The organism is Acidiphilium sp. MT5 (genome assembly GCF_054767495.1).
The window spans coordinates 38,070-61,938 of sequence record NZ_BAABMR010000003.1 but is presented as its reverse complement, the minus strand read 5'-3'; the positions used below and the strand labels follow the sequence as shown (position 1 = coordinate 61,938).

At 59.6% G+C, this 23,869-nt stretch carries 17 protein-coding genes; 5 read left to right on the top strand and 12 right to left on the bottom strand.

Features of this window, described 5'->3' with window-relative positions; all coding sequences use genetic code 11:
• Nucleotides 1–65: 65 nt before the first annotated feature.
• On the top strand, nt 66–854 hold the full coding sequence (locus ACYUCQ_RS04345) for a TIGR04255 family protein (RefSeq protein WP_460253280.1): 789 nt from the start codon (nt 66–68) through the stop codon (nt 852–854).
• Nucleotides 851–1,444, top strand: coding sequence for a hypothetical protein (locus ACYUCQ_RS04340; protein WP_460253279.1), 594 nt, complete (start codon nt 851–853; stop codon nt 1,442–1,444). The genes ACYUCQ_RS04345 and ACYUCQ_RS04340 overlap by 4 nt, the downstream gene beginning before the upstream one ends.
• 867 nt (nt 1,445–2,311) lie before the next feature.
• Here the strand turns inward: ACYUCQ_RS04340 and ACYUCQ_RS04335 are convergent.
• The 11 genes from ACYUCQ_RS04335 to ACYUCQ_RS04285 form a co-directional block, all read right to left on the bottom strand.
• Nucleotides 2,312–3,745: an APC family permease gene (locus tag ACYUCQ_RS04335; RefSeq protein ID WP_460253278.1), complete on the bottom strand. Its 1,434-nt coding sequence runs from the start codon at nt 3,743–3,745 to the stop codon at nt 2,312–2,314.
• Nucleotides 3,745–3,939 carry a hypothetical protein gene (locus tag ACYUCQ_RS04330; protein ID WP_460253277.1) on the bottom strand — a complete coding sequence of 65 codons (195 nt, stop codon included), beginning with the start codon at nt 3,937–3,939 and terminating at the stop codon, nt 3,745–3,747. Before ACYUCQ_RS04330 ends, ACYUCQ_RS04335 begins: the two co-directional genes overlap by 1 nt.
• Before the next feature lie 171 nt (nt 3,940–4,110).
• Nucleotides 4,111–5,235: a beta/alpha barrel domain-containing protein gene (locus tag ACYUCQ_RS04325; RefSeq protein WP_460253276.1), complete on the bottom strand. Its 1,125-nt coding sequence runs from the start codon at nt 5,233–5,235 to the stop codon at nt 4,111–4,113.
• 12 nt (nt 5,236–5,247) lie between these two features.
• A complete protein-coding gene (locus tag ACYUCQ_RS04320) occupies nt 5,248–6,657 on the bottom strand; it encodes a class II 3-deoxy-7-phosphoheptulonate synthase (RefSeq protein WP_460253275.1) in 1,410 nt (469 codons plus the stop codon).
• A 116-nt stretch (nt 6,658–6,773) separates the two neighbouring features.
• Nucleotides 6,774–8,126, bottom strand: coding sequence for a glutathione-disulfide reductase (gorA, locus tag ACYUCQ_RS04315; RefSeq protein WP_460253274.1), 1,353 nt, complete (start codon nt 8,124–8,126; stop codon nt 6,774–6,776).
• 58 nt (nt 8,127–8,184) lie between these two features.
• Nucleotides 8,185–9,396, bottom strand: a complete 1,212-nt coding sequence (boxA, locus tag ACYUCQ_RS04310; RefSeq protein ID WP_460253273.1) for a benzoyl-CoA 2,3-epoxidase subunit BoxA — start codon at nt 9,394–9,396, stop codon at nt 8,185–8,187.
• A 9-nt stretch (nt 9,397–9,405) separates the two neighbouring features.
• Nucleotides 9,406–10,854 (bottom strand): benzoyl-CoA 2,3-epoxidase subunit BoxB, encoded by a 1,449-nt coding sequence (gene boxB / locus ACYUCQ_RS04305; RefSeq protein WP_460253272.1) that lies wholly within the window; start codon nt 10,852–10,854, stop codon nt 9,406–9,408.
• 26 nt (nt 10,855–10,880) lie between these two features.
• Nucleotides 10,881–12,533, bottom strand: coding sequence for a 2,3-epoxybenzoyl-CoA dihydrolase (gene boxC / locus ACYUCQ_RS04300; protein WP_460253271.1), 1,653 nt, complete (start codon nt 12,531–12,533; stop codon nt 10,881–10,883).
• Between the two features lie 62 nt (nt 12,534–12,595).
• Nucleotides 12,596–13,396: an alpha/beta fold hydrolase gene (locus tag ACYUCQ_RS04295; protein WP_460253270.1), complete on the bottom strand. Its 801-nt coding sequence runs from the start codon at nt 13,394–13,396 to the stop codon at nt 12,596–12,598.
• On the bottom strand, nt 13,393–14,931 hold the full coding sequence (locus ACYUCQ_RS04290) for a benzoate-CoA ligase family protein (RefSeq protein ID WP_460253269.1): 1,539 nt from the start codon (nt 14,929–14,931) through the stop codon (nt 13,393–13,395). Before ACYUCQ_RS04290 ends, ACYUCQ_RS04295 begins: the two co-directional genes overlap by 4 nt.
• Nucleotides 14,932–15,102: 171 nt before the next feature.
• Nucleotides 15,103–17,271 carry a malate synthase G gene (locus tag ACYUCQ_RS04285; RefSeq protein ID WP_460253268.1) on the bottom strand — a complete coding sequence of 723 codons (2,169 nt, stop codon included), beginning with the start codon at nt 17,269–17,271 and terminating at the stop codon, nt 15,103–15,105.
• A gap of 252 nt (nt 17,272–17,523) precedes the next feature.
• Here ACYUCQ_RS04285 and ACYUCQ_RS04280 point away from each other — a divergent pair, with 252 nt between their 5' ends.
• On the top strand, nt 17,524–20,625 hold the full coding sequence (locus ACYUCQ_RS04280; protein WP_460253267.1) for an AsmA family protein: 3,102 nt from the start codon (nt 17,524–17,526) through the stop codon (nt 20,623–20,625).
• A 22-nt stretch (nt 20,626–20,647) separates the two neighbouring features.
• Here the strand turns inward: ACYUCQ_RS04280 and hemW are convergent, their stop codons facing one another.
• Nucleotides 20,648–21,796 carry a radical SAM family heme chaperone HemW gene (gene hemW, locus ACYUCQ_RS04275; protein WP_460253266.1) on the bottom strand — a complete coding sequence of 383 codons (1,149 nt, stop codon included), beginning with the start codon at nt 21,794–21,796 and terminating at the stop codon, nt 20,648–20,650.
• Nucleotides 21,797–22,013: 217 nt separating this feature from the next.
• Between hemW and rpsB the strand changes: the two genes are divergently transcribed.
• Both rpsB and tsf read left to right on the top strand, forming a co-directional pair.
• A complete protein-coding gene (gene rpsB / locus ACYUCQ_RS04270; RefSeq protein ID WP_460253265.1) occupies nt 22,014–22,811 on the top strand; it encodes a 30S ribosomal protein S2 in 798 nt (265 codons plus the stop codon).
• Nucleotides 22,812–22,948: 137 nt separating this feature from the next.
• The gene (gene tsf / locus ACYUCQ_RS04265; RefSeq protein ID WP_460253264.1) at nt 22,949–23,857 is read left to right on the top strand and encodes a translation elongation factor Ts; all 909 of its coding nucleotides are present in this window, start codon (nt 22,949–22,951) and stop codon (nt 23,855–23,857) included.
• The last annotated feature ends 12 nt before the right edge of the window (nt 23,858–23,869 follow it).

The window sequence follows — 23,869 nt, the reverse complement described above, 5'->3', positions numbered from 1 at the left end:
TATATGAGGAAAACTCAAAGCGACTCTTGACCTGCAACAACCATTAATCCACAATAAGACTTATAATGGCTTCATCTAGATCGTTGTACGAAGTAATATTTGTTGCACATTTTTCAGCGGCACAGCCGTTGACCGTGTTGGATATGGCCGATTGGTACAATGGCGTCGCCAATCGTTACCCTGTATTCCTACAACAGCCACCGTGGCCCACATTTAACTGGTACGATTTCGAGGCTTCGGTTCCTGAAACCCCGCTTGTCTCGCCGAATTCGAGAAGCTACGACTATGTCCCGAGAATTGTCGCATTAAGCGAAGATCAGCGGTGGTCAGTAAACTGCCAGAGTGACAGGGTAGCGGTTAGTTGGCGTCGCCTAGAGCCAACGGGTCAACTTACCCCATACCCGGGATTCGAAAACGTCCTTGACGAGGTGTTAAGTGTCTTTGAAGAATTTCAAAAATGGTGGCATGCGCGGTTTGGCGTTGATGTCACATTTCGAATCTGTGAATTGAACTATTTCAACGCCTTCCCATTCAAGAGCGGAGAGCGCTTATTAAGAGTTTCGGAAGTGTTCAAAGCCTGGGTATTTCGTCCTGGAAAAATGATTGCCAATCTTAACGTAAGTTGGATTGTGCCACCGGAATCATCCAAACATGCACAAGTCCAATGTGTTGCCGCGATGGGCGCGACAGCCGATTGTCCATCCGCAGCAATATTCAACTTTGCATCGTCGATTAGATTAGGGCACAGAGGCTCCACCGGTCAACTGCGACCAGCATATGAGGCCTTGCACGACGCCGTAACGGATGCCCATATTGCGACCGTAAATACTGAAACCATCGGGGCGCAAGAATGAGTTGGACCATTAGCGGCACGGACTCGGTCTGTTTCAAGTTTCTTGATCCAGTAATCCAGATGTTCACCGGGCGCGTTCAGGCCAATCCCATGCGTGAACACTTGCAATCTCGCTCCACTCTGGTTCCTACGACGGGACCAATGGTTAGCGTTGAGATGGTTCCGTCAACACCTTGGATGAGAAAGTTGTTGAAAAATGTGAATCGACTTCGCGGGCTTTCTCATGGGTGGGACGGCCCGGAGTCTTTGCCAATCGACAATTCTTTGCTTAATCTTGCAGCTACTCTGATTCGAACGGCTCTTTCGTCTCTCGGATCGAGTGCTCAGGCTCCCTTTGTAGTGCCGCTTGCCACCGGTGACATCCAGGTGGAGTGGCATGTCCTCCGGGGCGAGTTGGAGTTTGAGTTGCGTTCTGATGGAGATGCTTCAATTTGGGTGAGGGATCACGGCACCGACAATGAATTTGAAGAGGAAGGCTTTAAGGCTATCAATCTTTTTATGCTTTGGGCGCCCCGGTTGGCTGCGGAGCATTTTGATGGCACTGATGTGTCGGCTACGTCAAACGCGTCAATCTTCGCAGTTGCTGCCTGAATATTCTGTTATCCGTACAATCCAAGCGCCACATCATTTAATGCTAGTGACCGATGCGTCGGGAGAGTGGGTATTATCGTCCGCCGCCTACTCGCCCTCCCGAGATGGATTCGTGTCCGTTGACCTGGAACAACTGCTAATTGAAGATGGACTTAACGCCAAATTTATGTATCCGGCTGTTAATCGAAGCGTAGCTGCCGCAACTCACACAGTGTCAGCGCTGCAGGAACTCAACTTGGCCGCAGTCCATGATCCCATAGCAAAAAATTGGTACCATGGCGGCATTTCCGGAATAGACCGTTCGAACAGAGGAAGAGAAATTCGTAGGCAGTTAGCCAAGACAGCGTCCTTTCTCATTCCTATCGATCAAATCGAGGCCCAAAAATTTCACGATGACGCGGATGCGAACGGAAGGTCCGACATTCAATCGTCATAATTATACGTTCCGTAATACCCATTTGATGTGTTGATTATTGTGGATCTCGAATCGCTACGGAAACAGTTGTGTTTGGAATAGAAAAGTCCGCATATTCTATTAACTAACCCATTCAAATTAAAACCATCACTCATAAAAGTATACTCCGCTGACAACTCAACATTCACCAATCCTCTGTTCGCCTAGTCAATCAATGGATCATTTTCCACATTATGAGACCCGCTGTGTCTAACCAGCTCGCCGCCATACTTTATCGCCGCACCCACTTAAACAAGAAGCCCGAATTTAATCCCGGCTTTTCAAGAGTTTTAACAGATTTCACTCGGCGTTTTGGTTCCATCGATTCATTGGTCCAAATGACATTCCAACAAAACGCGCGATCCAACAACGCGCCCCCTCCAGTCCAGCCAAAACCAACCACGCGAGAGAATTTATTTCGATAAAATATCAATCTTCTCAGAAACCTGACCCTCGAACACGAACATCAACCGCCCGGATTTCCGCGCGCGCAAGCCCAGCGTAAACACCACCCCCAGCCCCAGCAGGAGCAAAATCGTGCGGTCCACGCCCGCCTGGATATAAACCGGCCCCTCGATCACAAACAGCCCGTCAACCAGCGCGAGGCCAACCACCACCAGCACCGCCGCCAGCAACAGCCCGAGATGATGATGCCCCCGCACCCGGTGCCGCACCTCGCCGTGCCGGCGCAGCAAAAACACCAGCATCGTCACCCCATCCAGCCAAAATTCCGCCACCAGAAAAAATCCCGCCGCACTCAGCACCAAGGCAAACAATCCCTGCACCGCCGGAAACACCATTTGCACCATCACCACCGCCACCGCCGCGCCAATCGGCCCGATAATCGCCCAAACCGGCACATGCTGCCGGTTCAGCACCCCAAATAGCCGGGGCATCACCCCATCACGCGCCATCGCATACAGCGCGCGCGACAAAATATAGGTCGTCAGCCACAAGCCCCCCGCCGTCGAGGCAATGATGGCCACGCGCATCCACGGCAAAAATCCCGGCGCCACCGTTCGCGCCCACAGGCTCAGCGTGTCCGGGCTATGCGCCAGTGCCGCCAGCGGCACCTGATGCAGCAGCAGCGGCCAAATCAGCAAATAATACACCACCACACTCACCACCCCGATCACCCCGCCCCAACCCGGCGTCAATCGGGGCCGGCGCGCCTCCTCGCTCGCATACGAATCAATCTCCCACCCATCCACAATCGTCGCCGCCAGCACCATGCACACAATCACGCCGGACCAGCGCACATGATGCAGCGAAAACCCCGCCGCCCCCGGCGCGGCATGCCCCCACGCGCCATAACCGAGCACCGCCACAAACCCGACCGAAACCACCTCGATCACCAGAAAAATCTGCGTCACCCGCGCCGTCATCCGCGCGCCAAACAGCAGCACCAAGGCCGCAAAGAGCGCCCAGCCCATCGCCACCAGCACCAGCGCGCCCGCACCCGGCGCCGGATCGCCCAGCGTCTCCAAGGTAAACCGCGCCGCCGGGATCAAAATCGGCGGGATCGACCAGAAATAGGCCATCACCACCACCCAAGCCTGAAAATTGGAGAAATCAATGCCAATCACCCGCCGTGACCAATGATAGGATGCGCCGGCATTGGGAAAATGCTGATTGAGCGATAAAAAAATCCACGAACATAAAATGAACGGCACCGCGATCAGCAAAATCGCCAGCGGCACCGCCGCCCCCGCCGCCTGCGCCATCGCCCCGCCAGCCGCCGCCACGCTGAAAATCGGCCCCACACTCGAAATCGACAGGCTCGATAAATCAAACAAATGATAAATCTGCCGCAACGCCCGCCGCTCTGGCTGCACGCTGATTCGCATCAAACCCAGCCCCGCGCAAAAAAATCGCCCGAACCAGAGCCCGGTTCGAGCGATTTTTGCTCACCCTTATGTTTGGTGCGCCGATGCCAGCGATCCTTTTGCGCCTCACGCTCAAACCGCGATTTCGCGCGTTTTAACCGGTAAAGCGGGTTCGTCAGCAATTCGCGCGCCATGGGATTGCGCTTGCGTGCCATGATTATGCTCCTCATCAATGTTGCGGCGTCATCATCTCCGTGGTCCACCAACACCCATCCATAACGCCAATCACCCGCATAGCGCCAGCATTCCAGGGACGATAGCGCGCCCTGACCGCCAAGCCATTGATCTATCGCAAATGCGCGCCCAAATGCGCGCCCAAATGCGCGCTACAGGGCCGGGCGTAGCAAAAACTCCCGCCCCGCCTTCACCCGCGCCACCCCGTCATAGGCCACAATATCCGCCGTCGCGTAGGTCTCGCTCCAGCGCTCGGGGATAAAACTGCCGGTGCCCACCACATCGATCGGCGCGTGAACATCCGCCATCACCCCGCATTTCTCCACGCCAAAACCGGATGACACCACAATTTTCACCGCCGGATACCCCGCCTGATCCAATATTTCGCGCAGCCGCCAAACCGCCGCCGCCGAAACCCCAGTGCCAATCAAATGCCGCAATTCCGGCTCGCTGCGATACCGCCTAATCGCGCCCGGCGCGTGGCGCTCTAACACCGCATAGCTCGCTTGCGGATCAAGCCCCTCTAAAAACCGCCCGCCATGGGTATCCAGCCGGATCGACAGATCACCCGCCTGCGCCATCGGCGCAAAATGCTGGCAAATCTCCAGCGTATCGCTCACTTCCCGGCCAAAATAATCCACCAACACCGTCATTGGCTGGCCCGGAAACGTCGCCACGAATAATTCCGCCGCCCGCAGCGTCGAACCCGCATACCCAATCAACGCATGCGGCATCGTGCCAAAACCCTGCGCCGCGCCAAAATAATGCGCGGTCGCATCATTCGCCCCGCCAATGAACCCGCGCGCCCCCTCCGCCTGCGCCGCCCGCGAGCCAACGGATGCTGCATATTCCATCATCTCGTGCATTTCGGCCCCGGCGCAATGGCGCGCCTCCATCGCCAAAAACGCGGCCTGCGGCAGTGCCAGGCACATCTGATAGGCGTTATGCGCTGCCACACAGGCCGCCCCTAATTTCTGGAGCAATATCGTCTCCAGATCGACTAACACCGAAAACGCGCCGGTGAGAAAAACCAGCGGCTCACCCGCCCCCACCCAAGCGCCCTCTTCATGGGGCAGCTCAATCTCAATCACAGCCCCGCGCGCCGCCGCCACCGTGCGGAGCCAATCCACCATCAGCCCCGCCGCCGCCAGCACCGGCCTGCGTAAAAACACCGCATAGGTCACGCGGCAATCACCGAATTTCTCAATGATCGCCCGTGTCCGGTTGAAATAAGCATCAGTCTGCGCCGCAATCGCGCGATCATCCGGCGCCGTCACGGGCTTGCGCGCCTATTCGGCAGCAACATCGGTGCGCGCCGGTGCGCGCCGCGATTTCAGCTCCGCCGCGATCAAAAAGGCCAGCTCTAACGCCTGCTCGGCATTCAACCGCGGATCGCAGAACGTCTCATAACGCGCCGACAAATCCGCCTCGGTCAATTGCCGCGCCCCGCCAATGCATTCAGTGACATCCTGCCCGGTCATCTCGACATGCACCCCGCCCGGCACCGTGCCCTCGGCCTGATGCACATCGAAAAACCCGCGCACCTCTGCCAAAATCGCGTCAAACCGCCTTGTCTTCACCCGCCCCAGCGCCGGGATCGTGTTGCCATGCATCGGGTCGCATAACCACGCCACGTTGCGCCCTTCCCGCCGCGTTGCCCGCACCAGGCGCGGCAATTTCGCCGCAATCTGCTCCGCCCCCATGCGCGAAATCAGCGTCAGCCGCCCCGGCTCATTCGCTGGATCAAGCCGATCGATCAGGGCAAGCAGCTCATCCTCGCCCAGGCTCGGCCCTACCTTCATCCCAATCGGATTTTGCACCCCGCGCATGAACTCCACATGCGCCCCATCCAACTGGCGCGTGCGATCGCCAATCCAAATGAAATGCGCCGAGCAGGCATAATAATCCCCCGTGGTCGAATCAATTCGGGTCAAAGCCTGCTCATACGGCAATAACAGCGCCTCATGGCTGGTATAAAACTCGGTCTCATGGATTTGCGGGGTCGATTGGCTGGTCATGCCGCACGCCGCCATGAATCGCAGCGTCTCATCAATCCGCGACGACAAATCCCGATAACGCTCAGCTAACGGCGAGCGCCGGACAAAATCCAAATTCCAGCGATGCACCTGATGCAAATCGGCATAGCCGCCCGAGGCAAATGCCCGCAGCAAATTCAGCGTGCCTGCCGATTGGAAATAGCCAAACTCCATGCGCGCCGGATCAGGAATGCGCGCCTCCGCCGAAAATTCCGGCCCGTTAACAATATCCCCCCGATACGAGGGCAGCGACACCCCATCAATGGTCTCGACATCCGAGGAGCGCGGCTTGGCAAACTGCCCGGCCATGCGCCCCAATTTCACCACCGGCAACGCGCCACCAAAGGTGAGCACCACCGCCATTTGCAACAAAACCCGGAACGTATCGCGGATCACATTGGCGGTGAAATCGCCAAAACTCTCCGCGCAATCGCCACCCTGCAACACAAAAGCCTGGCCCTGCGCGGCCATCGCGAGCGATTTTTTCAGCCGCCGCGCCTCGCCGGCAAACACCAACGGCGGAAACCGATGCAGCCGCGCTTCCATCGCCTGTAACCGCTCCGCATCCGGATAAACCGGCGCCTGCGCAATCGGGCGGGTCCGCCAGGAATCTGGGCTCCACGCCGCCATCGATGCACCCGCCTTGGTTTCCGCACTCATCATACCACTCCCGTCACGCGATCCGACCATTCGGATATTGCGCCAACACTCACTTCAGCGAACCTTTATATCGCAACGACCGTTTCTTGGCGACCCTCGCCATGCAACCCAGCCGCGCCTCAGCCGCCCACCACGCGGGTTTGCGTCCGCATCGTGACAAATTCCTCCGCCACCGTCGGATGAATTCCAATCGTGCGGTCGAAATCCCCCTTGGTCGCCCCCGCCATCATCGCAACCGCCAGACCTTGAATAATCTCCGGCGCATCCTCGCCCAGCATATGTGCGCCGAGCACCCGGTCGGTCACTGGATCAACCAGCAATTTCATCAGGCTGCGCCGCGCCCGCCCGCTCAAATTATGCCGCATCGGCGTAAACTGCGCGACGAAAACCCGCGTTCCCGCCGGCGCCTGATCCTCGCTGATCCCCACGCTGGCCAGCGGCGGGATTGAAAACACCGCACTCGGCACCCCGACCAGCGACACGGTTCGCTCGCGCCCGCCAAACAGCGTATCGGCCAGCGCATGGCCCTCGGCGGTGGCCACCGGCGTTAAATTCAACCGATCCGTCACATCGCCCAGCGCGTAAATATGCGGAATATTGGTGGCATAATGCGCATTGATCGGAATCGCCCCAGAAGGCCCAACCACCACCCCCGCCGCCGCCAAATTCAACCCCGCCACATGCGGCGAACGCCCGGTTGCCATGAACACGCAATCGGCTTCCAGGCTGGTGCCATCCGACAAAAATAGTTTTTTCACCGCCCCATGCGCCTCCAAGCGCATCGGCGTCACGCTGGGCCGGAGCAAAACGCCATTGGCCGCGAGCGCATCGGCAACGCCCATCCGCAAATCCGGATCAAACCCGCGCAACGGCAAATCCTGCCGAAACACCTGCTCAACCTGCGCTCCCAACCCGGCAAAAATCCCGGCAAACTCAACCGCGATATAGCCGCTGCCAATAATCACCACGCGCTCCGGGCGTGCCGGCAAGTGAAACGCATCATCCGAGACAATCGCCAGCTCGGCCCCCGGAAAATCCAGCCGCGTCGGCAACCCGCCGGTCGCAATCGCAATCCGCGCCGCGCGCACCCGCCGCTCGCCAATTTCCAGCGTATGCGCATCGATAAACCGGGCATAGCCCTCGAACATCTGCGCGCCCGCCCGCTCCAGTAGCCCGGTATAGGCCCGGTTCAGCCGCGCAATCTCAACATCCTTGGCGGCGATAAACCGCGCCCAATCATGCGCCCCGCGCTCGATCGACCAGCCAAACCCCACCGCATCATCGGCCCCCAGCCCATATTCGGCGGCCATCACCATGAATTTCTTCGGCACACAGCCGACATTCACGCAGGTTCCGCCCCAGAATCGCGCTTCCGCGACCCCCACCCGCGCGCCGTGCCCCGCCGCGATCCGTGCCAGCCGCACCCCCGCCGAGCCACCACCAATCACAAATAAATCAAATTCATCCGCCATGTTCGCGCTCCAAAACTGCGCGGACTATGGCCCAACCAAGCCCCTATTCCAAGGCCTCTCAGTAGGTCTCGACATGAAACCGCCCCGTCATGCGCATCGCGGCGCGCAACTCTGCCCAATTCAGCCCGGCCCCCGCGGCGATCTCGGCGAGTGCCGCATCAACCCCCTGCTCTAACCCGCGCACCCCGCAAATATAGATATGCAGCCCGTCACGCTTGAGCAGCTCAGCCAACGTCGCGGCCTGCGTGCGCATCCGATCCTGCACATAATCCCGCGCCTGCCCCGGCACCCGCGAAAACACCAATTGCTTGTCAATCAAACGATCCGGTAAACGCTGCAACGGCCCAAAATACGGCAACTCCTCCGGCGTGCGCGCCCCGAAATACAAATATAACCGTCCCCGTCCACTCTGCCCCAGGCGCCGCCGACGCTCGGTGAATCCGCGAAACGGCGCCGAGCCGGTGCCGGTGCACACCATCAAAATATCCGCATCCAAATCATCGGGCATCAAAAACGTAGCCCCGAACGGCCCAATCACCTCAACCCGAGCGCCTAACGGCAAATCGGCCAAATAGTTCGAGGCCACACCCGCAAACACCTGACCATCCGCACCCTGCTCACGCACCCGCTTTACCGTAATCGCCAAATTATTGGTGTTGGGCCGCTCGCCATCACGCGCACTCGCCACCGAATAAAGCCGCATCGCATGCGCTTGCCCGCGCGCATCCACACCTGGCGGTACAATGCCAATACTCTGCCCCTCTAACACCGGAAACGCCACGGCACCAAAATCCAAAATAATATGCCGCACATCGGATGATGTTTCCGCACCGGTGATCCGCAAATTACCAGTCACCGTCGCCATCGCTGGCCGCGCCCGATTAAACAGATTAATTCGTGGCTTCGCCGCACTGATCGGTGCGCGCGCATGCCCACCCGCCCCCTCATGCGCCGCTTCCAGCAACCGCATCGCCTCATCATCCAGCGCATCCGCCTGCTCCGCCTCACCCTTCTCCGGTGGCGGCGGCAATTCCAGCCAGGAAAACTGCTCCTCCAGCGAAAATGGCTGTGGCACCATGAACCAATGATCGATCGAGCCGGTTGGGCATGGTGGGATGCAGTCCATACAATAATTGCATTTCGCGGCATCCACCACATAATTATTATCATCATGGGTGACCGCCCCCACCGGGCACGTCGCCTCGCAGGTATTGCAGCGAATGCAAACTTCCGGATCGATCAGATGCTGCTTAAACGCTGCCTCTAACATCAGCGATCCTTATTCCACAATCTGCACATATTCAAAATCACCGCTTTTATTATCAATCCCGACCCGTGGCGGCGCAATCCATGACGCGTATTGGCCCGCCTCGCGCACCGGTACCATCAGACGCTCAATATACGTCGCATCTTCGGCATCGGGCAGCCAATCATGCGCCTGCGCCGCCCATAATGCCGCATCAATCACCTGACCTTCCGGCGTCGCTTTGATCGATGAAAATTCGCCAATCGCCCGATTGAAGGCGACATGTGGCAATTTCAATCGGAACGAAAATCCGGCTTTCTCAATCACCCGGTTCCATCGCACCACGCCCGACTCGCAATCCTTCACGTAATCATCACGCAACCGCATATTCAGCGCCGATAACGCCGGAACATCCTCCTGCACCATCGCGCCATCAACACAGCGCAAAACCGGGTAGGTCGCGCCGATCAATTGGTGATCATCCTCGATTTTATCCTCGCGATAGCGCCCTTTGATCCCAGCATTAAATGCATTCGCCGCATTGGTGCTGATCTCATGACCAAACAAATCCAAGGTGAGTGAGAAATGCAAATTCATTTTCTTCTGGATCGTCGGCAAATCGATCACCCCAAGCCGGCGCACCGCCGCCCGATCCTCAGGATCAGTCACACCGGCCTCGCGCATCGCCTGCACCGTGCGCTCAACCACACGCTGCACCCCGCTATCGCCAACGAACATATGATGCGCCTCTTCCGTCAGCATAAACCGGCAGGTTCGGCTCAACGGATCAAATCCCGATTGCGCGAGTGCCTCTAACTGCATCTTGCCATCACGATCGGTGAAATAGGTGAACATAAAAAAGCTCAGCCAATCGGGGGTGGCTTCATTGAACGCCCCTAACATGCGCGGCGTATCAGCATGGCCCGAGCGCCGCTGCAATAATTCCTCGGCCTCCTCGCGGCCATCGGTGCCGAAATATTTATGCAGCAAATACACCATCGCCCATAAATGCCGCCCCTCTTCCACATTCACCTGGAACAGATTGCGCAAATCATAAAGTGATGGCGCGGTCGCTCCCAAATGCCGCTGCTGCTCAACCGAGGCCGGTTCGGTATCACCCTGTACAACAATCAAGCGCCGCAATAACGCCCGATATTCACCCGGCACTTCCTGCCATGCCGGCTCGCCCTGATGCTTACCAAATGGGATCGTCCGCCCTTCAACCGCAGGTGCCAGCAAAATACCCCATTTATACTCTGGCATTTTAACATAATCGAATTTCGCCCACCCTTTCGGATCAACCCCAATGGCGGTGCGCAAATACACCAGCGATTCCTGGAATCCCTCCGGCCCCATATCCTTCCACCAATCAATGTAGCCCGGATGCCAAGTTTCCAACGCTTTACGCACGCGCTGATCTTGCGCCAAACCAACATTGTTGGGAATCAAGCCATCATAATCAATATTCATTCCATCGGGCATCGAACGCTCCTGTCGCTTTGCTGTATTTATACACGCTGCCGGTCGAAATCGGCCTGCTGGCCGCTACCATATCGCTTCAACGCCCCGTCGGGCCCCACCGCGTTCGGACGCTGAAAAATCCAATTCTGCCAGGCCGTCAACCGGCCAAAAATCCGCGTCTCCATCGTCTCCGGCCCTGGAAACCGCAAATTCGCCTCCATGCCGGTCAGGCTATCGGGCGAAAAACTGGCCCGCTCCTCCAGCATGATCCGAATTTCATCATCCCAGTCGGTCTGATCATAAGTGAACGTCACCAACCCCAACGAAGCCGCCGCCTCTGCATCCAGCGCCACACCGCGCGAATTTTGTACTCGCTCTAAAGTGGCTTTCTCGCCCAAAAACCGCGTCTCCAGCCGGGTCAGACCGTTCCCCATTTTATAGGGCCCAAAATTTGCCGACCCAACTGTTAGCGAGGCGCCATCGCCCATAAACATCGCCGAACGATCAGCGGCAAACACCAACTCCGCCAGCGTTCCGGCAAAGCAACTCCCCGGCTCGATCAACGCAACGATGCTGCGGGAGGTCACATCAAGCCGCTTGAACACCCGCTTCAGGAAATGCCGAATTTCGCGCATCAACCAATGATCCTGATGCGCCTCCAAAAACGCATCATAGGCGAGCATCAGCTGCGCATCCCCGTGCGTGCGCAACACCCACAAACCCAATTCCGGCTCGTTGGTGCGCAAATGCAAAATCGCATCATCAAGCGCCCGCGCCATTGCTAACGGCCAAAAATCTGCGCCCAACGCCACCGCCGCCGCAACATCGCCCGGCACCTCAGCGTTCGGGCCCGTTATCAAAATTTCTGCCCGCCGCAATCGCGCATCGCATTGAACCTGCACATGCGGATAAGAAATTCTGCTTCCCTCAATCATTCGCTCTAACAACGGGAGCGAAATGCCTTTTGCATCAGTCGGTCGGTCCGTGCGCGCCGCCGCCGCGCTCGCGCGCTGCGCCACCGTCGCCTCCCAGGCCGATGGCGCAATCACCTCATCAACCAACCGCCACGCAACCGCCTTTTTCCCTCGCACGCCCTCTTCCGCCGTGCAAAACACATCCGCCAAATCCCGCCGCACCCGCCTCTTATCGGTCACCCGCGTCAGCCCGCCCGTGCCCGGCAACACCGCCAATAATGGCAATTCCGGCAACGACACCGATGATTTACGATCATCAATCAGCATAATATGCTCAGCAGTCAGCGCTAATTCATAACCACCGCCCGCTGCCGATCCTTTTACCGCGCATAAATAGGTCTGGCCGGAATGAGCACTCGCATCTTCAATAGAAAGCCTCGTTTCATTGGTGAATTTGCAAAAATTCACCTTGTGGGCATGGCTTGACTGGCCGAGCATGCGAATATTCGCGCCCGCACAAAACACTCCCTCACGGCCTGAGCGCAATACCACCGCCCCGACCTCCGGGTGCTCAAACCGCAAGCGCTGCACCGCGTCATGCAACTCAATATCCACGCCCAAATCATAGGAATTTAGCTTCAACTCGTAGCCCGGCACCAACCCGCCCGCCGGGTCTACCGCCATAATCAAATGCGCGACCGGACCATCAAACTCAATCCGCCAATGCCGATAGCGCGCCGGCTCAGTGCGAAAATCAATGATCGGTTTGGCCACAATCTCAATCATCTCATACTCCATAAAATGCATCATAATGCATTGCCGTTACCTGTCAAGAGAAATATGCACTATCATACATTTTCCAGTCGGGTAATTCGCCTAACGAACGGTGCGATCAGTGCCAGCATCTCTGATTGATGCGATAAATGCGGCGAATGACCCGCTCCAGCGATCAAATGCACCGCAACCGGGCAATAAGCCTCCTGGGTCAACGGCGCTAACTGCGCGGACGTGCCATATTGATCCGCATCCCCTTGGATCGCCAAAATCGGCACCCGCACAGTGGCCACCGCGTCATCAATACGCCAATCGCGAAACCCCGGATCAAGCCATGCGCCATTCCACCCCCAAAATGCGTGATCCGGATCGGCATGATGGCGCGCCAACCGGCTGCGCAAATCACCGCTGCGAAACGCGTCACGCGCCGCCTCGATGCTTCGGATCGAAACATCCTCGACAAATAAATGCGGCGCAATCAGCACCACCCCGCGCAAACCAAAATTCTGCATCCCGCCGGCATGGATCAGCGCAATCGAGGCCCCATCCGAATGCCCCACCAAAATCGCGCGCTGAATACCAGCCGCCTGCAAAACCTGCGGTAAAATCTCCAACGCTTCAATCGTCATATAATCAAGGGACCATGGCAAACTGCCACAATCGGACTGCCCATACCCAAACCGGTCATAGGCAAAAACCGCACACCCGGTCGCTGCTGCTAACGCTTGCGGAAAACCCCGCCACATCGAAATCGATCCCAGCCCTTCATGCAGCAAAATAATCGTCGGCCCCGCGTCAATCTCGCCCCATAGCCGTGCAGCAATCCGCCGCCCGGCGACATCAAGTGACAAGGCCCGCCCGCTATCCTCCGTCATCCAACCCACCCTTGCCGCAATTTATAGCGCTGGATTTTGCCAGTCGCGGTCTTGGGCAAGGCCTCAACAATCTCGATCCAGCGTGGATATTTCCAATGGCCGATGGTCTGTTTCACATGCTCTTGCAGCAGCGCAACAAGCCCCGCGCGCTCCACCCAATCCGCTAACACCACAAACGCGCGCGGCTTAACCAAGCCGTCCTCATCTTCCGCGCCAATCACCGCTGCCTCTAACACCGCTGGATGCGCCCCCAGCGCCGCCTCCACCTCAAACGGGCTAACCCAAATGCCGCTCACTTTGAATAAATCATCACTCCGCCCGCAATATGTGTAAATACCCTCGGCATCACGGGTATATTTATCCCCCGTGACCATCCATGCGCCGATAAAGGTCGCGCGTGATTTTGCGGTCTGATTCCAATAACCCTCCGCCATGCTCGGCCCGCGCACCCATAATTCGCCCAAGCCTGGCCCATCGATTTCAGCCCCGTCCTCATCCACCAGCCGCAGCGCAAAGCCCGGCACCGCAATGCCCGAATGCCCATATCGCACCGCATCAGGCCGGTTCGAGAGAAAAATATGCAGCATCTCGGTCGAGCCGACGCCATCGATAATATCCACCCCGGTCGCGGCCTGCCACGCCGCACCTATATGCGCAGGCAACGCCTCCCCCGCCGATGTGCAGATCCGTAACCGATCCGATCCCGCCCCCGGCTCCAACCCGGCATGCACCAGCGCCGCATATAAAGTCGGCACCCCGCAAAACACGCTGGGCCGCTCACGGCGCATCACCACGCCGACATGCGCGGCACTCGCCCGTTCGGCGGATAATACCGCACACGCCCCCACCGCCATGGGAAATGTCATCGCGTTGCCCAGCCCATAGGCAAAAAACAACTTCGCCGCTGAAAACACCACATCATCCGCCTGCATCGCCAAAACCTGCGCGCCAAATGTGTCCGCCGTCGCCCGCAAGCTGCCATGCCGGTGGCGCACCCCTTTCGGCGCGCTGGTGGACCCTGATGAATAGAGAAAAAAGCCAATTTCATCGGCACTCACCGCCACCGGCTCAGCAACAGGCTCAGCCCCCGCGATAAACGCCTCAAAGCCAATCCCCGCCTCCGCTCCCGCCGGCCCCACCCTAATCACCCGCACAGCCCCGACCAAACTGTGCAGCATGGCGCCAAAATGCTCTAACAAAGGCGCTGAGATCACCACCGCCTCCGCGCGGCAATCCTCCAAAATATACCGCACCTGCTCAGCGGGCAGCATCGTATTCACGGGCACCGGCACCACCCCTGCGCGCAACGCACCCCAAAACGCCACCGGAAACTCTATCGCATCGAGCAATATCAGCGCCAAGCGCGCCTCACGCCGAACCCCAGCCCGCCGCAACGCCCCGGCAAACAACGCCGTTTGCACCGATAATTCCTGATACGTCACAAGCCGCCGATCATCGATGAACGCAAGCCGCCCCCCACGCCCATCGCGCACATGCCGATCGATAAAATACGCCGCCGCATTGTCATTCGACATCGGCTCGCTCCTCCAATTTTTGTTAAACGGCACTATAATGCATTATTTTGCGCATTCAAGTCACAATAGCACAGTTTGACGATTTATTTTGATACCATAACATTCTGAGCACAAAAAAATGGCGCGGAGCAAAACCCCGCGCCATTGAGACGTCTGCCGGAAAGAGGCCGCCTAACGCGCGGCGCGCTTCGCCTCGCGCCGGCGCTCATGCAACACGAACTCGGTATAGCCATTCGGTTGTTCGCGTCCCTTGAACACCAAATCACACGCCGCTTGGAAGGCAACCCCGTCATAATGCGGCGCCATGGGCCGGTATAACGGATCATCCGCATTCTGCCGATCCACCACCACCGCCATGCGCTTGAGCGTCGCCATCACCTGCTCATGATCCACAATGCCGTGATGGAGCCAGTTGGCAATGTGCTGCGCTGAAATCCGCAATGTCGCCCGGTCTTCCATCAGTGCCACATTGTGAATGTCAGGCACTTTCGAACAGCCAACCCCCTGGTCGATCCAACGCACCACATAGCCCAGAATCCCTTGCGCGTTGTTATCAAGCTCCTGCGCAATCTCTTCAGGCCGCCAGTTCGGACGATCCGCGAGCGGAATGGTTAGCAAATCATCAAGCGACCCAACCGCCCGGCTGCGCAACGCATTCTGGCTCGCCTGCACATCCACCATATGATAATGCAGCGCATGCAAAGTCGCTGCCGTAGGCGAGGGCACCCAGGCCGTGTTCGCCCCCGCCTTGGCGTGCCCCACCTTCTGCTCTAACATCGCCGCCATCGCATCCGGTGCCGCCCACATGCCTTTGCCAATCTGCGCATGGCCCGGCAAACCGCAGCGAATGCCGATATCGACATTGCGATCCTCATAGCTCTTGATCCAAGGCGTCGCCTTGATCTCGGCCTTGCGGATCATCGGCCCGGCCTCCATCGAGGTATGAATTTCATCGCCGGTGCGGTCCAAAAATCCGGTATTGATGAAAAACACCCGCTCGCGCGCCGCCTCAATGCACGACGCCAAATTCGCCGAGGTCCGCCGCTCCTCGTCCATGATGCCCATTTTGATCGTGTTGCGCGGCAATCCCAACAAATCTTCGGTCGCGCCAAATAATGTATTGGCATAAGCAACCTCATCCGGCCCATGCAATTTCGGCTTGACGATATAAATCGACCCCGCCGCCGAATTGCGCCGGCCCGCCCGGCGCACATCATGCATCCCGCACAAGGATGTCACCACCAAATCAATGATCGTCTCCGGCACCGTCTGGCCCGCCGCATCGGTGATCACATCGGTCTCAATATGATGCCCGACATTGCGCACCAGCATCAGCACCCGCCCCGGCAGCGCCAAACTCGAGCCATCAGGGGCCGTGTAAACCCGGTCCTCCGCCAAGCGGCGGGTAAAACGCTTGCCGCCCTTTTCAACCGTTTCTTCAAGCGTGCCCGCCATCAGCCCGAGCCAATTGCGATACACCAACACCTTATCCTCGGCATCCACCGCCGCGACGCTATCTTCCGCATCCATGATCGTGCTGATCGCCGATTCCAAAATCAGGTCAGACACACCGGCTTTGTCAGTCTTGCCAATTACGCTCGCCGGATCGATCACGATTTCCAAATGCAAATGATGATGCTTTAGCAAAATCGCCGAAGGCTGCGCCGCATCGCCCCGATATCCCACAAACGCCGCACCCTCACGCAAGCCAACCGCGCCGCTCGGCAAAGTCACCGCCAAATGCCCATGCTCAACCCGATAGGCCAGCGCATCCGCATGGCTGCCGGTCGCCAATGGCACATAGGCATCAAGCACCGCCCGCGCCCGGGCAATCACCGCAGCGCCGCGCGCCGGATTATAGCTCGCCCCCGGCGCCAGCGCGCCGGTTTGCTCGATCGCATCCGTGCCGTAGAGCGCATCATACAAGCTACCCCATCGCGCATTGGCCGCATTCAGCGCGTAGCGCGCATTCATCACCGGCACCACAAGCTGCGGCCCGGCAATGGTGGTGATCTCCGGATCAACCCGCGCCGTGCTCACCGCAACCGCACTCGGCTCAGGCCGCAAATACCCAATCTCGCGCAAAAACGCTTGATACGAGGCCTGATCGATCGGCCGACCGCGCTGCGCCTTGTGCCAATCATCAATCGCCGCCTGCAGCCGGTCCCGCTCTGCCATCAATTCGGCATTGCGCGGCGCATGGGTCTTAATCAGCGCGGCCAGACCGGCCCAGAAATTCTCTGCTGCCAATCCCGTTCCCGGCAAGGCTTCGGTCTCAATAAAATCATAAAGCGGCTTGGCAATGTGCAGCCCAGCAACAGACAGCATCGTCTCAGTCATCATAGTCTCCCGTTACGTCTTGCCCCTGCTAGAGTGTGAGGGCTGATTATCAATCACGCTCTAGCCTTGTTTATCGATCAATTTCATTGGTTTAGTTCGAATTTGTTAATTCGAGCTAAACCAATATTGATCTAATGCAACCTCCAGCCCGACCTGTCGAGGGCACCACTCAAGCCGAGGGGTCGCCTCCAGCGACGCGGTCTGATACCAACGCCGAATGCGCCGAGACCCTCCAACCCAAGCCTGCCCCGCATGACCGGTCGGCGCCGTCTCGCGCTCATCCTTGGTGCATCGCTCCTGGCGCTCAGCCTGATTGTGCTCGTCGGGCGCGCCATCCTTGCGGGAACCTATCATCGTGCCGCCATCGAGCGGCTCGCCAGCCGCGTCGCCGGCCAGCGCGTCACCATTCAGGGCCCGATCAAACTCACCCTGATCCCCGAGCCGCAACTCATCGCCGGGCGCATCACCATCGGCAATCCGCAAGCCGCCTCGGTGCGCGCCCAAACCCTCAAGCTTGACCTTGCCGCCTGGCCCTTGCTGCTCGGCCAATTGCGCGCCACCCGCCTGACCCTGCACCGCCCCATTATCGATCTCCCTTGGCCCTTGCCCGGTGGTGCCAGCGCCCTGGCCCCACCACCCTGGCTGGCCTCGCTGCACGCCTCGATTGAAAACGGCACCATCAATCTCGGTCGGCTGCATTTCACCAACGCCAACCTATCAATCTTCACCGGCGGCCCCAACGCCGTTCTCGCCCTCGGCGGCAGCGCGCTGCTCGGCATCCAGCCGGTTCACCTCACGCTTGATCTTAGCCACGCCAGCCATCCGGGCAACACCAACACCGCCACCAACACCGCCACCATGACCGCCTCGATCAGCCGGATCACCGCAACCGGCCAGCCCGACGCGACGATGAATTTCACCGGCCAGTTCAATAATCAGAGCGTGCTCATCGGCACCATCACCGGCCAAGCAACCATCGCGCCGCAAGGCTGGCAAACCACCCCCACCCATCTGCACGCCACCCTGCACGCCGATGGCCGCCTCATCGCGCTTAGCGATCTCACCATCCAGCACGGCCCGGGCCGCATCACCGGCAGCGCCCAATTCCAGGGCACCACCGCCGCACTCGATCTCACGGTGGATCATCTTAATATCGCCCCCCTGCTGTCCCCGTTCGACGCACAACCCAACCTGGCACCCAACCCGTTGCTCAGCGTCGCGCCGATCCTGGTGACCCTGCATCTGCATCATGCGCGCTATCATCAGGTCCAGCTCCCCGACCTGACCAGCCGGCTGCGCATCACCCAACACCAAATCCAGCTCCAAGCCCTGCACGCCCATATCGCTGGCGGCCAGCTCAGCCTCACCGGTTCCGCCAACAATTCTAGCCCCCTGACCGGCCAATTCACCCTCACCGCCCCGCATCTCGCCAGCGCCATCACCACCGCCCTCACCGCTTGGCGCCAGCTCGACCCAACCTTGCCACCCTGGCTCGCCAAAACGCCCTGGAGCCAAGCGCCGCTGACCCTGAATGGCAATTTCGCGCTCAGCGCGCATGGCTTTCGCCTCAGCCAGTTGCACGGCCTGATCGGCACCGGCGCCATCCGCAGCGATTTCACCGGCGCCCTCACCAGCATCGGTGCGGATCGCGCCATTGGCCTGCAATTCGGCCATCTCGCCCTCGGCGCTCCGCCTTTGGCGCCCCTGATCGCCGCCAGCGCGGTACCCACCACGCCGGGTGCGAAAATCACGCTGCGCCTGACCGCGCAGACCATCGCGTTCGGTCATGACAAAACCGACCTCACCGGATCGCATTTATTGATCGATGGCACTATTGGCCGCTCGATCAATCTGCGCATCGGCGGCGTGACCCTGGCCGGCGCGATGATCAACGCGCATGGCCAATTCAGCCCCCTTACCGGCCTGAGCCACGCGCAACTCACCATCGCCGGACCCAACGCCAGCTCGACGCTGCTGACCCTTGATCCCAACCTTAATCCCAACCTTGCGGCCAGCATCGCGCACGCCCCGCTCGGTCAGCAGCGTTTTGCCCTCGGGGTGCGCGCCAGCGGCCCTCTGACCGCGCTGATGACGCAATGGCATCTGGATTTGGGCCTGGATCGCACCGAAATCGCGGCGGCTGCCGATCAGCGTCTCAACCTGACCCAGCAGACCGCCCAGGGCAGCTTGGTGCTCCGCGCCCCCAGCGCCATCGCCCTGCTCGATAATCTTGGTATCAGAGCGGGGGGCGTCAAAGCCGGGCTGAGCTGGCCCGGCGCCGGATCGGTCGGCCTGCGCATCGGCGATCATCTAAGCCCCCACATCATCAGCCTCGATAATGCCGTCGCCAGTTTCGGCGCCAGCACCCTGACCGCCCGGCTCAAACTCGCCCTGGCCCCAACCCCAACGCTCACCGGGCGCCTCCATGCCGATCGGCTGGCCCTGCCCGCATCCGCCCAGCTGATCGACAGCGCCATGGGCTTGATCGGGCGCACCATCGCGGTCCAATTCACCGCCGATCACGTCGAGCGCGCCGGCGCAACCATCGCCACCAACGTCACTGGCCAACTTTCGGCGCGCACCAAAACCGCACCAACCCTGGCGGTCACTCTGCACGCCGCACCCGCCATGGGTGGCGCCCTGACTGTGCAAGCCAAACTCGTGGCCCCACCCCAGCAACAGCCGCATGTTAAGCCACCTCTGGAACCACCCCTGAAACAACCTCTGGAACCACATTTGGCTTTGGGCATCACGCTGAAAGGCGCGCCAATCGCGCCCCTCACGCAAGTCGCCGCCCAAGCTGGCCTGCATCTGCCCTTCATCGGCAATCATGGCACGGGCGGTCATGTCGATCTGGTCACCGCCCTGACTGCCACCGGCACCTCCAGCGCTGACTGGCTCAAAAGCGCCACCGGCAGCCTCGCCATCACCGCCGATCACACCGCGCTGGCCGGGATCAATCTCACCGCCGCTGCCGCCGCCTTGCGGGCCGCGCGTGCGGCCTCACACCGGATCAGCCGATTCACGGCGGCGGATCGGCTACGCCGCGCCTTGGCGATCGGCACCACCCATTTCAGCACCGGCCAAATGTCGGTGAGCGTCGCGGCTCAGCAATTAATCATCGATTACGCGCATTTCGTCGGCCCCAGCGGGGCCGTGCGGCTTAGCGGCACGGTCAACCGCGCCACATCGCGCCTAAACCTCACCGCGCAAATCCAACCGCAGGACGGGCAACAGCCCGCCTTGCCCACCCTCAACGAACAAATTCTCGGCACGGCCACAGCCCCCTGGCACCATGCCAATCTGACACCGGCGATGCGCTGGATCGACGCTCCCGCGCCACCAAAACCTTAAATATCACGAAATATCACGCTGGCTATTTCAGCAGCGCCGCCAGCAATGCATCCAAACGCTTGCGCCCCTCGGCGGTCGCAATCAAACGGGTCGGCGTGATATTGATATAATCCGCGAGCAACGCCTGATCGAGAATTTCCGGATCGAGCAAATCCGCCAACCGGCGCTGGGTGCGGGCAAAAAACACCCCACTATCAATCCCTTCGGTCAGGCGCAGCCCCATCAGCACGGCTTCGCGCGCGCGCTCATCCGGCTCAACCGCCTGCTCCTCAGCCGTTCCATGCCCCGCATTCTGCACCCGCAGCGCCCATTCCTCCGGTGCGCGATGGCGACGCGTAGCGAGCAATTGATCGCCAATGGTGATCCTGCCATGCGCGCCGGGGCCAATGCCCGCATAATCCTGATAGCACCAATAAGCGAGATTATGGCGAGATTCCTGGCCGGGGCGCGCATAATTGGAAATCTCATAAGCGCGCAGCCCATAGCGCGCCGCAATCTCGCCCGTCGCATCATAGAGCGCCGCCGCCTCATCATCATCGGGAAGCGCAAACTCGGCACGGGCATAGCGCGTGGCAAACTGCGTCCCTGGCTCGATGGTCAATTGATAGAGCGATAAATGATCCAGCCCCACATCAAGGGCGCGGCTCAGCTCAGCCTGCCAGTCGGCATAGCTCTGACCAGGACGGGCATAGATCAAATCAAAACTGACCCGCGGAAAAATCTCACGCCCGAGCCGAACCGCCGCCATCGCATCAGCGCTCGAATGGGTGCGGCCCAGAAACCGCAGCGCCGCATCATCCAGGCTTTGCACCCCCATCGAAACCCGGTTCACCCCCGCCGCCCGGTAGCCAGCAAAACGTGTAGCCTCCACACTGGTCGGGTTCGCCTCCAAGGTGATCTCAATCTCCGGGTCGATCGCAAACAGCCCCGCCGCGTCATCAATCAGCGCGGCAACACTGGCCGGCGCCATCAAGCTCGGCGTGCCGCCGCCAAAAAAAATCGAGCCGAGCCTGCGCGGGCCCAGCCGCGCCGCCTCATAGCGTAGTTCTGCGCGCAAGGCTGCTATGATCGCGGCTTCAGGAATCCGCTCGCGCACATGCGAGTTAAAGTCGCAATAGGGGCATTTGCTCAAGCAAAATGGCCAATGAATATAAAGGGCGAGCGGTTGCATCCGCACCCTCTAGCATGGAATCGCCCCCAACCCACGCCCGCCCTGTTGCGTTGCCGCGCCAGACATTGCATATCGGGCGCGCTCAAGCACGCGCTTGGGCAAATCCACACACGGAGCGCCTTTCCCGGTTGACCGGGTCCGGTGCCTTTCGGCGCAGCTCCGTGGAGGCTCAACCGGACGATCCACGCGTTGGATCATAGATGAAAGGACTTCGCCGATGGCGACACCTCAGGTTTCTCTGCGTCAGCTCCTCGAAGCGGGCGTGCATTTCGGCCATAACACCCGCCGCTGGAACCCGCATATGGCGCCGTTCCTGTTCGGCGTGCGCAACCAGGTCCATATTATCGACCTGCAACAAACAGTGCCGCTGCTGGAACGCGCCTTGCGCGAAGTGCGCAACGTCACCGCCGCGGGCGGGCGCGTGCTGTTCGTCGGCACCAAGCGTGCCGCTGCGGATCATGTTGCCGATTCCGCCAAGCGCTGCGGCCAATATTACGTCAATCACCGTTGGCTCGGCGGCATGCTGACCAATTGGAAAACCATCACCAACTCGATCCGCAAGTTGCGCCAGCTCGAAGACATGCTGAGCGGCGAAGCGCAGGGCCTGACCAAAAAAGAGCGGCTGAACCTGTCGCGTGAGCGCGACAAGCTCGATCGTGCGCTCGGCGGCATCAAGGAAATGGGCGGCCTGCCAGATATTCTGTTCATCATCGACACCAACAAGGAAAAGCTGGCGGTCGAAGAGGCCAACAAGCTCGGCATCCCGGTGGTCGCGGTGCTCGATTCCAATTCCGACCCCGCCGGCATCACCTACCCGATTCCGGGCAATGACGATGCCATCCGCGCGATCACCCTCTATTGCGACCTGATCGCCGGTGCCGTGCTCGATGGCATCAGCGCCGAAATGGGTGCCAGCGGTGCCGATTTGGGCGCGGTTGAGGAAATCCCCGAAGCCGCTCTCGATGAAGTCGGTATTGATGACATTGCCAGCCATGGCGAAGCCGCGTCGGTCTAAAGCGTCATCGTTGCACAGCGAGACGCGCTCAGTTTTGATGCGCGATCAAGATCATCGCTTGAGCGGGCATTAAGCGTCCCCCTCAAGCGATGCGGATCTCAGGCGCCCCGCGCCATTCTGGTTTAAGGAGCAAGAAAATGGTTGAGATCACCGGAGCCATGGTGAAAGATCTGCGCGAAAGCACCGGCGCAGGCATGATGGATTGCAAAAAAGCGCTGGTCGAAGCGGGCGGCGACATGAATGCGGCGGTCGATTGGCTGCGCAAGAAGGGCTTGGCGGCGGCGGCGAAAAAATCGGGCCGGGTGGCCGCCGAAGGCTTAGTCGGCGTCGCCCATGACGGCAAAAAAGCCGCGATGGTCGAGGTCAATGCGGAAACCGACTTCGTGGCCCGCAACGAAGCCTTCCAAAATTTCGTGGAAACCGTGACCAAACTGGCGCTGACCATCGGCGAGGATGTCGAAGCCCTCAAAGCCGCCCCCTATCCGGGCGCCGATCATGATGTGAGCGCGGAATTGACCCATCTGGTCGCGACGGTCGGCGAAAACATGACCATCCGCCGCGCTGCCGTGGTCACGGTGCAAACCGGCACCGTCGCCTCCTATGTCCATGGCGCGCTGCGTCCGGGCCTCGGCAAAATCGGCGTGCTGGTCGGGCTGGAAGGCCGCGCCGACGACGCAATTTTTGCGCTGGGCCGCCAGGTCGGCATGCATGTGGCCGCAACAAGGCCCGACGCGGTGGACATCACCGATGTCGACCCCGCTGCGTTGGAGCGCGAGAAAGCGATTCTCGCCGAACAAGCCCGCGCCTCCGGCAAGCCCGACGCGATCATCGAACGCATGGTCGAAGGCCGGGTGAAAAAATATTATGAGGACGTGGTACTGCTCGAACAAATCTGGGTGCATGACGGCGAGAGCAAAGTGCGCACCGTGATCGACAAAGCCGGCGCAAAACTGACCCGCTTCGTCCGTTTCACCCTGGGCGAAGGCATCGAAAAAGAAACCACCGATTTCGCCGCCGAAGTCGCGGCAGCCGCGGGAACCAATTAACAAAGGCATCTC